Raw genomic sequence first — 14,959 nt, forward strand, 5'->3', positions numbered from 1 at the left:
CCTCCTTTTTTTTTCATTCCCCCCCCCCCGGTCTCTTGTAATAATAACCCCCCCCCCCCAACCCCTCCCCGGGGCCCCCCTGCGGGGGGGGGGGGGGGCCCCCCCCCCCCCCACCCCTCTTCCGCGTTCCGCGCCCGCGCGGGTCAGAAGCGGTCCACCGGCGTGTAGGTGCCCCACACGCCGCGCAGCGCGTCGCACACCTCGCCGACCGTCGCCCGGGCGGCCAGCGCCTCCTTCATCGGGTACAGCACGTTGTCGCTGCCCTCGGCGGCCTTGCGCAGCGAGGTGAGCGCCCGGTCCACCGCCGACGAGTCCCGGTCCGCGCGCAGCCGGGCGAGCCGCTCGGCCTGCTGCGCCTCGATCGCCGGGTCGACCCGGAGCGGCTCGTAGGGCTCCTCCTCGGCCAGCTGGAAGCGGTTGACGCCGACCACGGTCCGCGCGCCGGAGTCCTGCTCCTGCTGGATGCGGTACGCGGTGCGCTCGATCTCGCCCTTCTGGTAGCCCTGCTCGATCGCGGCGACCGCACCGCCCATGTCCTCGACCTTGGCCATCAACTCCAGCGCGGCGGCCTCCAGTTCGTCCGTCATCGCCTCGACGACGTAGGAGCCGGCGAACGGGTCGACGGTCGCGGTGATGTCGGTCTCGAAGGCCAGCACCTGCTGGGTCCGCAGCGCGAGCCGCGCGGACTTCTCGGTCGGCAGGGCGATCGCCTCGTCGAAGGAGTTGGTGTGCAGCGACTGGGTGCCGCCGAGGACCGCGGCGAGCGCCTGCACCGAGACCCGGACCAGGTTGACCTCGGGCTGCTGGGCGGTCAGCTGGACGCCGGCGGTCTGGGTGTGGAAGCGCAGCATCTGCGACTTCGGGTTCTTCGCGCCGAACTCCTCCTTCATGACGCGGGCCCAGATCCGGCGCGCGGCACGGAACTTGGCGACCTCCTCCAGCAGCGTGGTGCGGGAGACGAAGAAGAAGGACAGGCGGGGCGCGAAGTCGTCCACGTCCATGCCGGCGGCGACCGCGGTGCGCACGTACTCGATGCCGTTGGCGAGGGTGAAGGCGATCTCCTGCGCGGGGTTCGCCCCGGCCTCGGCCATGTGGTAGCCGGAGATGGAGATGGTGTTCCACTTGGGGATCTCGGCCCGGCAGTACTGGAACACGTCGGCGATCAGCCGCAGCGAGGGCTTGGGCGGGAAGATGTACGTGCCGCGGGCGATGTACTCCTTGAGCACGTCGTTCTGGATGGTGCCGGTGAGCCGGTTCGACGGCACGCCCTGGGCCTCGCCGACCAGCTGGTAGAGCAGCAGCAGCAGCGAGCCGGGGGCGTTGATGGTCATCGAGGTGGAGACCTCGCCCAGCGGGATGCCGCCGAACAGCACGCTCATGTCCTCGACGCTGTCGACGGCGACGCCGACCTTGCCGACCTCGCCGTGCGAGATCGCCGCGTCCGAGTCGTAGCCCATCTGGGTCGGCAGGTCGAAGGCGACGGACAGGCCCATGGTGCCGTTGGCGATGAGCTGCTTGTAGCGGGCGTTGGACTCGGCGGCGGTGCCGAAGCCGGCGTACTGGCGCATCGTCCACGGCTTGCCGGTGTACATGGTCGGATAGACGCCGCGGGTGAAGGGGTACTGGCCGGGGGCGCCGAGCCGGCTCGCGGCGTCGAAGCCGGCCAGGGTCTCGGGGCCGTACACCGGCTCGATCGGCAGGCCCGACTCGGTGCGGCGGGGCTCGGCTGCCATGGGGGTCCTCCGCGGAAGATGGTGAAGGGTCAGCGCCGACGAACGGCTCGGCTGGATACGCAATGTAGTCGCGCCCCCCACGGCCAGACAGATGCCACGGCTGGGAGCTTGCTCACAACACCGGCCGACCGCTCCTTGGGATGATCGCTGCACCGAACACGGGCCGAACACACGAGGAGTGGGACATGAGCGAGCAGAAGGTGGCCGTGGTCACCGGCGCCAGCAGCGGCATCGGGGCGGCGACCGCCCGCCGGCTGGCCGCGGACGGCTTCCAGGTGGTGCTGACCGCCCGCCGCACCGAGCGGATCGAGGCGCTGGCGAAGGAGCTCGGCGCCCGCGCGTACACCCTGGACGTGACCGACCGGGCCGCGGTGGACGCGTTCGCGGCCGAGGTCGGCCGGGTGGACGTGCTGGTGAACAACGCGGGCGGCGCGATCGGCGCGGACAGCGTCGAGGCGGGCGACCCGGCGGACTGGCGCACCATGTACGAGGTCAACGTGCTCGGCGTGCTGCACCTGACCCAGGCGCTGCTGCCCGCGCTGCGCGCCACCGGCGACGGCACCGTGCTGATCGTCTCCTCGACGGCGGCGCTGGCCGCGTACGAGGGCGGCGGCGGCTACGTGGCGGCCAAGCACGCCGTCCACTCGGTGGCGCAGACGCTGCGCCTCGAACTCGTGGGCGAGCCGCTGCGGGTGATCGAGATCGCGCCGGGCATGGTGAAGTCCGAGGGCTTCGCCCTGACCCGGTTCCGCGGCGACCGGGAGAAGGCGGAGGCGGTGTACGCGGGCGTCGACCGGCCGCTGACCTCGGAGGACGTCGCGGACACCATCTCCTGGGCGGTGACCCGTCCGCCGCACGTGAACATCGACCTGCTGGTGGTCAGGCCCCGGGCGCAGGCCGCCAACCACAAGGTGCACCGGGCCGGTTGAACCGCGCTCCACCGGGAGCGGTCGGGAACGGAAACGGCGGCGGGTCACAACTTGATAGCTCGATCGGATGAAATCGGCCCGCCGCCTCCACAACTGATGAACCCTCAACTACCGTGGAGGCGCTGCCCCGCCGAGCCGCAACGGCCCCGCGCGGCGGCGCCGCCGCACGCTTCCCTGTCTCTGCAGCATCCCCCCTTCCCGCCCTCACGAGGAGGATCCGCTGGCCAGCGACATCCCGCCGCAGCGCCTGGACGCGCGGACGGACCCGTCCCTGCTGGGACTCCACCGGTTCAACGAAGCCGACTCCGGTGCGGTCGAGGAGGCGCTGCTCGCCTGCTGCGGCAGCCACCGCTGGGCGCTGCGCCTGACCGCCCACCGCCCCTACCCCGACATCCCGTCGCTGCTCGCGGCCGCCAGCGAGGCCAGTTACGACCTGCGCCCGGCCGACCTCGCCGAGGCGCTGGCGGACGAGAGCTGGATGCCGCAGCCGCTGCTCGGCATGCGCGCCCCCGGCAGCCAGGCGGCGCGCACCGCGCTGCGGGCCGCGCACGCCGCGTACGAGGCGCGGTTCGGCCACGTCTTCGTGGTCTGCCTGGAAGGGGTGGACCCGGAGGAGATGCTGGACGCGGTGCTGACCTCGATCCGCACCCGGCTGGCCAACGACCCCGACGAGGAGCGCCTCGTCTCGGCCGAGGAGCTGCGCCGGATAGCGCTGTCCCGGCTGGAGCACCTGGTGGCCGTGAAGAGCTGACCCGGCGCCGGCGCGCCCGCGGCGCTTTCATTCGTCGGAGTGAACGCGCCGGCGCCGGGGCGTTCGCCACCCGTTCGGTGCACACGCACCGCGCACGCGTGCTCACGGAGGGTGCGGGTTCCCGTTCCGATTAGGCCGTGCGTGCCTGATTGATCACACCAGGGGCCCCCGACGGCGGCGCGGGACGGCGCGTCGATAGGATGCTCGCGGCCGGTGGACCGTATCCGGCCGGGCTGACCGACAGAAAGCCGGCCGAGCCCCCAAACCGCTTCCGGAGGGTTTTCCGTGCCGGCTGGAACGCTGTACCGCGGCCGGGAAGGCATGTGGAGCTGGGTGGCTCACCGAGTCACCGGCGTCCTGATCTTCTTCTTCCTGTTCGCACATGTCCTGGACACCGCCCTGGTGCGGGTGTCGCCCGAGGCGTACGACTCGGTGATCGCCACGTACAAGATGTGGCTGGTGAACCTGATGGAGTACGGCCTGGTGGCCGCCATCCTGTTCCACGCCCTGAACGGCCTGCGGGTCGTCGCCGTCGACTTCTGGGCCAAGGGCCCGAAGTACCAGAAGCAGATGCTGTGGACCGTGGTCGGCATCTGGATCGTCCTGATGGGCGGCGCCTTCTACCCCGTTCTGCAGCACACCCTTCGCACCTGGTTCGGGGGCTGATCCCGCATGTCCGCTGAGACCAAGGACCTGGTGGTCCCCTCGCTGCAGGCCCACACGGGCCAGGGCCTGGGCACCGGCAACCCGGCCGACGCCTTCGTGGTGGAGCCCGCCCGGGCCCGCACGAAGAAGACCCCGCGCCGCACCCGCACCAACTTCGAGATGCTCGCCTGGCTGTTCATGCGCCTGTCGGGTGTCGTCCTGGTGGTGCTGGTCCTCGGCCACCTGCTGATCAACCTGATGCTGGACGGCGGCGTCTCGAAGATCAGCTTTGCCTTCGTGGCGGGCCGCTGGGCCTCCCCGTTCTGGCAGATCTGGGACCTGCTGATGCTGTGGCTGGCGATGCTGCACGGCTCGAACGGCATGCGCACCGTCATCAACGACTACGCGGAGAAGGACGCCACTCGTCTGTGGCTGAAGGGCCTGCTGGCTGTCGCGACCGTCTTCACGGTGGTCCTCGGCACCCTGGTGATCTTCACCTTCGACCCGAACATCTGACGAGCCACCAGAGGCGACTGACCCCATGCAGATTCACCAGTACGACACCGTCATCGTCGGCGCCGGCGGCGCCGGCATGCGCGCGGCCATCGAGTCGACGCAGCGCAGCCGCACCGCGGTCCTGACCAAGCTCTACCCGACCCGGTCCCACACCGGCGCGGCGCAGGGCGGCATGTGTGCCGCGCTCGCCAACGTCGAGGAGGACAACTGGGAGTGGCACACCTTCGACACGGTCAAGGGCGGTGACTACCTGGTCGACCAGGACGCCGCCGAGATCATGTGCAAGGAGGCCATCGACGCGGTCCTCGACCTGGAGAAGATGGGCCTGCCCTTCTCCCGCACCGACCAGGGCCGGATCGACCAGCGCCGCTTCGGCGGCCACTCCCGCAACCACGGCGAGGCCCCGGTCCGCCGGTCCTGCTACGCCGCGGACCGCACCGGCCACATGATCCTGCAGACGCTGTTCCAGAACTGCGTCAAGCACGGTGTGGAGTTCTTCAACGAGTTCTACGTCCTCGACCTGCTGATCAACGAGGGCAAGACCGCCGGCGTGGTGGCCTACGAGCTCGCCACCGGCGAGATCCACGTCTTCCAGGCCAAGGCCGTGGTGTTCGCCTCCGGCGGCACCGGCAAGATGTTCAAGGTCACCTCGAACGCCCACACCCTGACCGGTGACGGCCAGGCCGTCGCGCTGCGCCGCGGCCTGCCGCTGGAGGACATGGAGTTCTTCCAGTTCCACCCGACGGGCATCTGGCGCATGGGCATCCTGCTCACCGAGGGCGCCCGCGGCGAGGGCGGCATCCTGCGCAACAAGGACGGCGAGCGCTTCATGGAGCGCTACGCCCCCGTCATGAAGGACCTGGCGTCCCGTGACGTCTGCTCCCGCGCGATCTACTCGGAGATCCGGGCCGGCCGCGGCTGCGGCCCCGACGGCGACCACGTCTACCTGGACCTGACGCACCTCCCGCCGGAGCAGCTGGACGCCAAGCTGCCGGACATCACCGAGTTCGCCCGCACCTACCTCGGCATCGAGCCCTACACGGACCCGATCCCGATCCAGCCCACCGCGCACTACGCGATGGGCGGCATCCCGACCAACGTCGAGGGTGAGGTGCTGGCCAACAACACCGACATCGTCCCGGGCCTGTACGCCGCGGGCGAGGTCGCGTGCGTGTCGGTGCACGGCGCCAACCGCCTGGGCACCAACTCGCTGCTGGACATCAACGTGTTCGGCCGCCGCGCGGGCATCGCCGCCGCCGAGTACGCCGAGAAGCACGACTTCGTCGAGCTGCCGGCGAACCCGGGCGCGCTGGTCGAGGCCATGGTGGAGGGCCTGCGGGAGTCCACCGGCACCGAGTCCGTCGCGCAGATCCGCAAGGAGCTGCAGGAGTCGATGGACACCAACGTGTCCGTCTACCGCACCGGCAAGACGCTGCAGCAGGCCGTCGAGGACGTCGCGGCGCTCAAGGAGCGCTTCAAGAACGTCTCGATCCAGGACAAGGGCTCGCGCTACAACACCGACCTGCTGGAGGCCATCGAGCTGGGCAACCTGCTCGACCTGGCCGAGGTCCTGGTCGTCTCCGCGCTGGCCCGCGAGGAGTCCCGCGGCGGTCACTACCGCGAGGACTTCCCGACCCGCGACGACGTGAAGTTCATGCAGCACACCATGGCGTACCGCGAGGTGGCCGAGGACGGCTCCACCTCCATCCGCCTCGACTACAAGCCGGTCGTGCAGACCCGCTACCAGCCGATGGAGCGTAAGTACTGATGTCCACTCCGACCGTCGAGACGCACTCGGCCGCGCTGGACGCGGCCGAGGCGGGCAGCGTCCAGCTGATCAGCGTCACCTTCCGGATCCGCCGGTTCAACCCGGAGGAGCACCCGGACCCGGTGTGGGTGGACTACCAGCTGGAGATGGACCCGAAGGAGCGCGTCCTGGACGCGCTCAACAAGATCAAGTGGGAGCAGGACGGCACGCTCACGTACCGCCGCTCCTGCGCGCACGGCATCTGCGGTTCGGACGCCATGCGGATCAACGGCCGCAACCGGCTGGCGTGCAAGACCCTGATCAAGGACGTCAACCCGGAGAAGCCGATCACGATCGAGGCCATCAAGGGCCTCGCGGTCCTCAAGGACCTGATCGTGGACATGGACCCGTTCTTCCAGGCGTACAAGGACGTCATGCCGTTCCTGATCACCTCGGGGAACGAGCCGACCCGCGAGCGCCTGCAGTCGCAGGCCGACCGCGAGCGCTTCGACGACACCACCAAGTGCATCCTGTGCGCCGCCTGCACCTCGTCGTGCCCGGTGTTCTGGAACGACGGCCAGTACTTCGGCCCGGCGGCGATCGTCAACGCGCACCGCTTCATCTTCGACTCCCGCGACGAGGGCGCCGAGCAGCGCCTGGAGGTCCTCAACGACCGTGAGGGCGTGTGGCGTTGCCGCACCACCTTCAACTGCTCGGAGGCCTGCCCGCGCGGCATCGAGGTCACCAAGGCGATCCAGGAGGTGAAGCGCGCGCTCGTCACGCGTCGCTTCTAGTCCAGCGCTGTCGAAGGGCCCGTCCGGAGTGCGCTCCGGGCGGGCCCTTCCGCGTCGTCAGGAGGCGGGGCCCCGGCCGTTCCTGACGGTGGCCAGGGTGAGCAGCAGCGGGCCGAGGAACAGCGCCGCGGCCATCGTCCGGTAGTCCTGGCCGGCCGCGGCGGCGGTGAGCGCCAGCTGGGTGCCCAGGACGGCCGCGCCGGCCACCGGGACGACCGCGGGCAGCCGGTGCCGCCAGGCGTACAGCAGGGCCGCCGCCAGGCCCAGGTACGCCCACAGGGCACCGCGCCACAGCAGCCAGTCCAGCTGCGGGGCGCGCAGCAGGGTGCGGCTCCACGCGGCGGCGGAGTGCAGCGGCCGCAGCAGGCCGGGCGAGGACGGGGACGCCTCCGGCACCTCGGTGGCCGCGTGCGGGCCGTCGGCGGCCGCCCACACCGACCAGGCGAGGCGGCCCCGGCAGAGCCGGGCGTCCAGCACCCGGTCCGGGTGGTCGCGCAGCAACTGCCGCCAGGCGGTGGCGAGTCCGTCCTGGTCGCGGCGGGCGGCCGCGGCGTCCCAGCGGTCGGTGAGGGCGGCGGTCGACGAGCAGTCCGCGCCGGCCGCGTCCCAGGCGGCGGGCGGCGCGACGGCCGCCGGCGCCGCGCCGCCGGGGTCGCGGTGCCGGGCGAGCGCCAGGTCGGCGGCGCGCAGGGTGTGCAGGTCGCCGGTGCGGGCCGCCGGGTGGCCGAGCAGCGCCAGCGCGATCGGCACGGCCAGCGCGAGGGCGGTGAGCAGCGCGAGCCGGACCCGCACCCGGGGCAGCGCCGCCACCAGGACCAGGGCGGCGACCAGCGCGGCGCCCGCGCCCCGGGTGCCGGTCAGGGCGAGCAGCGCGACGGCCCCGAACAGCACCGCCAGGTCCAGCCGCTGCGCCGGGCCGCCCCGCTGCAGCGTGCCTCCGGCGCGCCGGGCGAGCAGCCGCAGGCCGGCCGCGGTGAGCAGCAACGCGCCTGCGGTGAACGGCACTTCGGGGCTGAGCGAGACCACCAGGCTGCCGGTCGGCGGCAGCGCGGCCAGCGCGAGGGCGACCGGGCCCGACCAGCGGCCGCGCACCCCGAACCGGGCCAGCGCGGCCACCAGGTACCCGAGTGCGAACGCCACCGCCACGGTCTGGGCCAGCGTCACCGCGCCCGGGTGCAGGGCGCGCACGGCGGCGTCGTACAGCGGTGCGCCGGTCGGTCCGCCCCCGGTGAACGCCGGGTACCCGGCGGCCCACCACAGCAGCAGGACCGCCTGGCAGGCCGCGGCCGCCGCGAACGGCAGCCGCAGCCGGGACTTGGCGCGGCGGTGCCGCCGTTCGCGTTCCTGGCGCTGCGCCCACTCGGGGCGGGTGTCGCCGAGGGTGGTGCTGGTGCTCATCGCGGAGCCTCCCACATCCCCTGCTCCCCGGCCCGGCCGCCGGCCCCTCGCCGCCATCCGCCCGGAAGTCGTGCCGGGCAGGCTAGCAGCAGGATTCGGCCACCTCCAGAGGCCAGGACGCGGACGTTCCAGGGGGCCCGCCCCGGCCGTGGCCGGAACGGGCCCCCTGACGTCGGATCAGGCCAGCGCGCCCAGGTCCTTCGGGTTCGCGACGCCCTTGAACGTCACCAGGTGCCGGCCGGCGGTGACGGCGTACAGGTCGGCCTGCCCGTCGCCGTCCAGGTCGCCGGAGCTGCCCAGGGTCGGGTAGTCGGCCACCGGGAAGCTGCCGATGACGGTGCCGTTCGCCGGGTCGGCGAGGCCGGAGTAGTCGTAGCTGCCGTCGGCGAGCTTCGGCACGGCGTGCGCCCGCAGGGTGCCGGTGGCCTGCTCGCGGGACCACAGCGCCAGGTTGCCGTCGGCGTCGGGGCCGGGGGCGACCAGGTCGTAGCCGTTCCACAGGCCGGCGGTGGTGAGCTGGGTGGACTTGCCGAACCGCGACGGGTCGCGCTGCAGCCACAGGTTGCCCTGCTCGACGTCCAGCAGGGTGATGCCGTTCGGGTTGGCGGCCTCCACGGAGCCGAACGCCACCAGCTGCTGGACGTCCTTGTAGCTGGTGCTGTGGTCGGCCGGGCAGGCGACGGCGAGCTTGGCGGCGTCGACGCACGAGGTGGCGTGGCCGACCAGCGACGGCGACCGGGTGCCGAGCGGCAGCCCGCCCTGGTTGACGTACTGGTAGAGGTAGCCGGAGTTGCCGGGGGCGGCGTCGCGGACGTACACGGTGTCGGCGGGCGCACCGCCGCCGCTCCAGCCCTTGTGGACCACCTGGAGGCCGCTCCAGCTGCCGCCGATCGGCGCCTGCGCGGCCGGGACGACGGTGGTCGGGGCGGTGCTGCCGGTGCCGCCGCCGATCACCAGCAGGTTGCCCTGCGAGTCGGGCAGCAGGATGTCGGGGACGCCGTCGTTGTCGACGTCGCCGAGGGCCTTCGGCGGGTTCGGGTTCGACGGGGCGTAGAAGGTGTAGGAGACCGGCCCGCCGGCGTTGCCCGCCCGGTCGACCGCCTGCACGGTGAGGGTGTGGCTGCCCCACGCGGCGGGCTTGAGGGTGACGCTCGCGGTGCCGTCGGCGGCGGCCTCCACGACGCCCTGGCCGGGGGCGCAGCCGCCCACGCCCGGGGTGTTGTCGAGCACGTAGCGGAAGCAGACCACGCCGGAGGACGCGTCCGTCGCGGAGAAGGTGAAGACGCCGTTCTGGCCGGCGTACTTGCCGCCGCCGGCCTCCGGGAAGTCCGTGGAGGCCACGGCGGGGCCGGCGGGCGCGGCGGTGTCGACGCCGAACCGGCAGGTCTCGGTGGGCGCGCCGGAGCCGGGCTGGAAGTCCGGCCAGACCTGCCAGGTGTAGCCGGCGCCGTCGGCCAGGCCGGGGACGGTGACCTGGACGGTGCCGTCGGCGGCGGTGGCGGCGGTGTCGTCGAACACCTTGGTGCCGGCGGCGTCCCACACCTTGAAGCGGGCGGAGGGCGCGGTGGTGTGCGCGGTGAGGACCGGGGAGGCGGTGGTCAGCCAGCCGGGCGTGCCGGTGGCGTCGCAGCCGTCACCGGCCAGGCTCGGCGTCGACCGGACGGTCGGGCCGGTGACGGCGTGGCCGGGAACCGCCTGTGCGGCGGGCGCGGCGAACAGGCCGGCGGCGAGGGCCGCGGTGGCGCAGGCGGCGAGCAGCCGCGGAGAGGTGGCGCGGGACATCGGGAGTTCCCCCCAGGAAGCGTTGCCCGGGCAGGTCGGTCACCTGCCCGGCCGGGCATCCTGACACCCGGCGTGACCTGCGCGCAAGCAGAATCTCCGCAGCCCGGGCGGCTACTGGGCGGCGGCCGCCCGGCGCAGGGCGCGCAGGCCGCGGACGCCGATCCAGCCGATGCCGAGGCCGAGCAGCAGGGAGGTGACGGCGAGCAGCAGGTGGACCCAGAAGAAGGCGGTCGGCTGGGAGTGGTCGCCGTTGACGAAGGCCTGGCCGCCGGAGTCCTTCCAGAGGTTCTTCGCGAAGGTCGTCCAGATCATGACCGACCAGGCGCCGAAGGCGGTGAGGAACCAGGAGACCGGGCGGCTGAGCTTCATGACGGGGTCCTTCGCGGCAGGCGGGTGGCCCGTCCAGTATGCGCGCCCGCCGTTCGGAGCAACCGCCGGTACTCGTTCGTGGCGACGGGCGGCGGCTCCGGCGGCGGGACGGCGGTCGGCCGGGGGGTGCGGGTTAGTTTCCCGGAATGCAGATAATCCGCCGGATCGTCCACGGTTCGTCCGCTGCCGCCCTGGTGCTGCTCGTGACGGGCCCGGTGACCGCGAGCGCCGCGACCGGTGACGCCCCGCCGCCCGCCGTGGTGGGCGGCGACCGGCTGGGCGCGGCGGGCGTGCAGGTCGCGCCGGGGCCCGGCGCGCCGCCGCTGCCGGGCAGCCTGACCGGCAAGTCCTGGATGGTGGCGGACGCGACCAGCGGCGAGGTGCTCGCCGCGTTCAACGCCCACGCGCAGCTGCCGCCCGCTTCGACCCTGAAGATGCTGTTCGCCGACACCGTGCTGCCCCGGTTCAAGGCCGACGAGGTGCACCGGGTGACCTGGGCGGAACTCCAGGGGATGGGCGCGGGCAGCAGCCTGGTCGGCATCAAGGAGGACCTGGACTACAAGGTCGAGGACCTGTGGCGCGGGGTGTTCCTGTCGTCCGGCAACGACGCCGTGCACGTGCTCGCGCACATGAACGGCGGGGTGGCGAAGACCGTCGCCGACATGCAGGCCCGCGCGGACCAGCTGCAGGCCCGCGACACCCACGTGGTCACCCCGGACGGCTACGACATGGACGGGCAGGTCACCTCGGCGTACGACCTGACGCTGTTCGCCCGGGCCGGCCTGCGGATGCCGGAGTTCCGCGGGTACTGCGCGACCCGCTCGGCGCAGTTCCCCGGCGCGGTGGACAAGAAGACCGGGCAGCGCGGCAGCTTCGGCATCGCCAACACCGACCGGCTGCTCGGCAAGTACCCGGGCCTGATCGGCGTGAAGAACGGCTACACCACCAACGCGGGCGCGACGTACACCGGCGCGGCCGAACGCGACGGGCACACCCTGCTGGTGACGGTGATGCACCCGACGAGCAGCCCGAAGGTGTACGACGAGGCGGCCTCGCTGCTCGACTGGGGCTTCGCCGCGGTCGGCAAGGTCACCGCGGTCGGCGTGCTCGCCGACGACCAGGCGCCGCCCGCCGAGGCCACCGAGGCCCCGGCCCGGCCGGTCACCGACGCCCCTTCCGCGCCGCCCGCCGCCGAACCGCCGACCGCCCCGCCCGCGCAGCAGCCCCCCGACCGGGCCGCCGCCCGGCCGGACGCCGTGCAGGCCGGGCACGCCGCGGCGGACGGGCCGGGCGCGGCGACCTGGTCGGCGGTCGGCCTGTGCGCGGCCGTGGCGGCGGCCGGCCTGCTGCGGCTGCGCGCGCTGCGCCTCCGGGCGCTGCGGGACGCCCGCCTCCCCGGCCGCCCGCCCGGCCCGCCCCGCCACCCGAGGAACCCGGGGCCGCGGCGCTAGCGCCGCCGTGTGCGGCCGGCCTGCAGGGCGCGGCGGACCGCCCGGGTGGCGACGGGGGGCAGGACGTCGAGGAGGACCCGGCGGGTGAGCGAGCGGCGGGGGCGGGGGCGGCCCCCGTTCTCGCCGCGGCCGTCGGGGTCGTCCCAGGCGAGGCGGTGGCAGCGCTGTCCGGCGAAGTGCTCCTCGTCGAGCCGGAAGCCTTCGGCGCGCCAGTCCCGGGCGAGCAGGTCGGCGCGGACGGCGTCGGGGTCGCCCCAGGTGCCGTAGAACTTCTCGGGGGTGAGCAGCACCGGTTTCAGTCCGAGGGTGAACACGGCCTCCCAGACGGCGGCGGCCACGCCGGGGGTGTGCGGGGCGCGGTAGTCGTCGAGGGCGATCACGCCGTTCCCGGCGAGGGCGTCGCGGGCCACCAGGATGTCGCCGGCGACGTGCTCGTACAGGTGGGAGGCGTCGACGTGGACGAAGCGGCAGCTGTCGGCGGGGATCCGGCCGCCGGCCAGCACCGAGGTGGGGCCCTGCACGATCACCGGGAGTTCGGCGTGGAAGGCGAGGTAGTTGGTCTCGAAGGCGCGCCGGGTGAGGGTGGAGCGGTAGGACATCGACATCTCGGCGGAGTTGTCGTCGTCGGGCGCGTCCAGGTCGAACAGGTCGCAGACGGTGAAGGTCTCGCCGGGGCGCAGGTGCTCGCCGAGCAGGATGGCGGAGCGGCCCAGGTAGGCGCCCATCTCCAGCAGGTCGCCGGTGACGCGGGCGGCGCTCTGCCGGGCGAGCAGCCAGCCGAACGCCTCGCGGTCGGCGCGGAAGAACCAGCCGGGGACGTCGGCCGGGGTGGCGGGCACGGCCGGTGCGGCGGTGGTGTCGGTGACGGACACGCGGCCTCCAGAGGAGCTGGCCGGGGTGCGGGGCGCCCCGGCGGTACGGTCGGCCCGGTGCACGGGCTCAGCAGAGTGTGACCGGGATCACGCTCCGTTGTCCGGCTGGCGTCCTTCCGGCGGGTTCGGCGTTTCGTTCGCCTTCGCGAGGGCGTCCTCGGCCTGCCGGACGGCCCGCGCCCGGGCGGCCTCGGGGTCGGCCAGGGCGGTCCAGGCGGCGCAGTACATCAGCAGCCGGGAGACGAAGTCGATCCACAGCAGCAGGGCCACCGGCACGCCGAACGCCCCGTACAGGCTGCGGCCGGCGACCGAGCCCAGGTAGGAGGAGAGCGCCAGCTTGAGCACCTCGAAGCCGACCGCGCCGATCAGCGCCCCCTGCAGCAGGGCCCGGCGGCGCTGGCCGCGGATCCGCGGGAACGGGCCGAGCAGGTAGGCGAACAGCAGCAGGCCGGCGCCGACCGCGATCAGGAAGCCGAGCGCGGACAGCAGCCAGCGGCCGATGCCGCCGTCGAGGCCGAGCCGGTCGGCGATCCGGTGCGCGAGGGTGGTGGCGAGCGCGGACGCGGCGAGCGAGGCCAGGCAGACCACGCCGAGGCCGAGCAGCACCAGGCAGTCCCGGGCCTTCACCAGGACCGGGTTGCCGCCCTCGTCGGGCAGCCGCCACACGGTGCGCACGGCGCCGCGCATGGTGTCCACCCAGCCGAGGCCGGAGATCAGCAGCAGCGCGCCGGAGACCAGGCCGACGGTGCCGGCGTTCGCGACCATCGCGTTCAGGTCGAGCGAGTCCGACAGGCCGGGCAGCTGTTCGGCGATCCTGTCCTGGAGCTGGTGCACCCGGGAGTCGGAGAGGGTGGCGAGTGCGATCGCCAGGGCCACGGTGAGCAGCGGGAACAGCGCCAGGAAGCCGAAGAAGGTGACCGCCCCGGCCAGCCGGTTGCCCTGCACGTCGGCGAACAGCCGGTACACCAGGTACGGGCGGCTGCGCAGCACCCGGGCGACCACCGGGCCGATCACGGGCAGCTTGGTGAGGAAGTCCACCTCCGCTGTATACCGGCCGGGCGGTGGCGGGAGCAGTGCTCGGCGGCGCGGCGGAAGAACTCGCGGCGGTCGGCGGCCGGGACGCGTCCGGGCTTGGTGACCACGGTGACGAGGTGGCCGAGCATCATCCGGTAGATGACGGGCCGCCAGCGGTCCAGGTCGGGGCGGGCGTCGAGGAAGGCGAACACCCGGTCGTACTGCTCGAAGACGTCGAAGTGCTTGCGGGAGGCGGTGGCGAGGATGTTGCCGCCCTCGCGGCGCTGCCGGTAGTGGACGCCGACCTGGTCGAGCAGGGTGATGGACCCGGCGGCGAGCAGCGCCGGGTAGGTCCACGGGGTGTCCTCGTAGTACCCGGGCGGGAAGGTCAGGCCCTGCTGCTGGACGAACTCGCGGCGGTAGGCCTTGTTCCACACCACCTGGAGCAGGTCGAGCAGGTCGCGGCGCTCGTCGAGGGTGAAGGTGTCGGCGCCGGGCCGGCCGAACACGGGGGCGGACGCGGAGCGCACCACCCGGCCGTCCCAGTAGCTGCGGGCGTAGTCGTACACCAGCAGGTCGGGGTCGCCGGTGGCACGCAGGCGGGCGTCGACGGCGGCCAGCAGGTCGGGGGTGAGGGTGTCGTCGCTGTCGAGGAACAGCAGGTAGTCGCCGGTGGCGAGCTCCAGGCCGGCGTTGCGGGCCAGGCCCAGGCCGACGTTCTGCTCCAGGTGGCGGACGGTGACCCGGTCGTCCCGGGCGGCGGCCTCGTCGAGGAGGGCGCCGCAGCCGTCGGGCGAGCGGTCGTCGACCGCGATCAGCTCGAAATCGGTGAAGGTCTGGTGCAGGACCGATTCCAGACAGGCCGGGAGGTACTCCTCGACGGCGTGGACGGGCACGATCACGCTGAACCGCGGCATCTCTCACTCTCCTGACCTGGCCTGGCCAGGCGCAGACTAGC

13 protein-coding genes and 1 pseudogene are annotated in these 14,959 nt (G+C 73.2%); 7 read left to right on the forward strand and 7 right to left on the reverse strand.

The window, feature by feature from the left end; genetic code table 11:
- Positions 1-143: 143 nt before the first annotated feature.
- Positions 144-1,733, reverse strand: coding sequence for a methylmalonyl-CoA mutase (locus ACFV1L_RS01500; protein ID WP_380361909.1), 1,590 nt, complete (start codon positions 1,731-1,733; stop codon positions 144-146).
- Between the two features lie 185 nt (positions 1,734-1,918).
- Between ACFV1L_RS01500 and ACFV1L_RS01505 the strand changes: the two genes are divergently transcribed.
- The 6 genes from ACFV1L_RS01505 (at position 1,919) to ACFV1L_RS01530 (ending at position 7,115) form a co-directional block, all read left to right on the forward strand.
- Positions 1,919-2,662, forward strand: coding sequence for an SDR family oxidoreductase (locus ACFV1L_RS01505; protein WP_380361910.1), 744 nt, complete (start codon positions 1,919-1,921; stop codon positions 2,660-2,662).
- Positions 2,663-2,894: 232 nt separating this feature from the next.
- Positions 2,895-3,413: a 2-oxo-4-hydroxy-4-carboxy-5-ureidoimidazoline decarboxylase gene (locus tag ACFV1L_RS01510; protein WP_380362179.1), complete on the forward strand. Its 519-nt coding sequence runs from the start codon at positions 2,895-2,897 to the stop codon at positions 3,411-3,413.
- Positions 3,414-3,698: 285 nt separating this feature from the next.
- Positions 3,699-4,079 carry a succinate dehydrogenase, cytochrome b556 subunit gene (gene sdhC, locus ACFV1L_RS01515; RefSeq protein ID WP_035863365.1) on the forward strand — a complete coding sequence of 127 codons (381 nt, stop codon included), beginning with the start codon at positions 3,699-3,701 and terminating at the stop codon, positions 4,077-4,079.
- Between the two features lie 6 nt (positions 4,080-4,085).
- Entirely contained in the window at positions 4,086-4,574 is a 489-nt protein-coding gene (gene sdhD / locus ACFV1L_RS01520) for a succinate dehydrogenase, hydrophobic membrane anchor protein (protein ID WP_035863367.1), read from the forward strand.
- Positions 4,575-4,599: 25 nt separating this feature from the next.
- Positions 4,600-6,342 (forward strand): succinate dehydrogenase flavoprotein subunit, encoded by a 1,743-nt coding sequence (gene sdhA / locus ACFV1L_RS01525; protein ID WP_380361912.1) that lies wholly within the window; start codon positions 4,600-4,602, stop codon positions 6,340-6,342.
- A complete protein-coding gene (locus ACFV1L_RS01530) occupies positions 6,342-7,115 on the forward strand; it encodes a succinate dehydrogenase iron-sulfur subunit (RefSeq protein WP_035863372.1) in 774 nt (257 codons plus the stop codon). Before sdhA ends, ACFV1L_RS01530 begins: the two co-directional genes overlap by 1 nt.
- Positions 7,116-7,172: 57 nt before the next feature.
- On the opposite strand, the gene ACFV1L_RS01535 is transcribed toward ACFV1L_RS01530, so the two are convergent.
- From ACFV1L_RS01535 to ACFV1L_RS01545, 3 genes are all read right to left on the reverse strand, one after another.
- On the reverse strand, positions 7,173-8,513 hold the full coding sequence (locus ACFV1L_RS01535) for a hypothetical protein (protein WP_380361914.1): 1,341 nt from the start codon (positions 8,511-8,513) through the stop codon (positions 7,173-7,175).
- Positions 8,514-8,690: 177 nt separating this feature from the next.
- Positions 8,691-10,295, reverse strand: coding sequence for a hypothetical protein (locus tag ACFV1L_RS01540; protein WP_380361916.1), 1,605 nt, complete (start codon positions 10,293-10,295; stop codon positions 8,691-8,693).
- Positions 10,296-10,406: 111 nt separating this feature from the next.
- Positions 10,407-10,664 carry an SCO4848 family membrane protein gene (locus tag ACFV1L_RS01545; protein WP_380361917.1) on the reverse strand — a complete coding sequence of 86 codons (258 nt, stop codon included), beginning with the start codon at positions 10,662-10,664 and terminating at the stop codon, positions 10,407-10,409.
- A 146-nt stretch (positions 10,665-10,810) separates the two neighbouring features.
- Here ACFV1L_RS01545 and ACFV1L_RS01550 point away from each other — a divergent pair, with 146 nt between their 5' ends.
- Positions 10,811-12,115: a D-alanyl-D-alanine carboxypeptidase family protein gene (locus ACFV1L_RS01550; RefSeq protein ID WP_380361919.1), complete on the forward strand. Its 1,305-nt coding sequence runs from the start codon at positions 10,811-10,813 to the stop codon at positions 12,113-12,115.
- Here ACFV1L_RS01550 and ACFV1L_RS01555 read toward each other — a convergent pair.
- The 3 genes and pseudogenes from ACFV1L_RS01555 to ACFV1L_RS01565 all read right to left on the reverse strand — a co-directional run.
- On the reverse strand, positions 12,112-12,987 hold the full coding sequence (locus ACFV1L_RS01555; protein ID WP_380361921.1) for a class I SAM-dependent methyltransferase: 876 nt from the start codon (positions 12,985-12,987) through the stop codon (positions 12,112-12,114). The two genes, ACFV1L_RS01550 and ACFV1L_RS01555, sit on opposite strands and share 4 nt — an antisense overlap.
- Positions 12,988-13,074: 87 nt before the next feature.
- Positions 13,075-14,025, reverse strand: coding sequence for a YihY/virulence factor BrkB family protein (locus tag ACFV1L_RS01560; protein ID WP_380361923.1), 951 nt, complete (start codon positions 14,023-14,025; stop codon positions 13,075-13,077).
- Positions 14,026-14,036: 11 nt separating this feature from the next.
- A pseudogene (locus ACFV1L_RS01565) lies at positions 14,037-14,918 on the reverse strand (glycosyltransferase family 2 protein); the annotation flags it as partial.
- Positions 14,919-14,959 lie beyond the last annotated feature (41 nt).

It is taken from the genome of Kitasatospora sp. NPDC059646 (assembly GCF_042734615.1).
In the GTDB taxonomy this organism is placed as follows: domain Bacteria; phylum Actinomycetota; class Actinomycetes; order Streptomycetales; family Streptomycetaceae; genus Kitasatospora.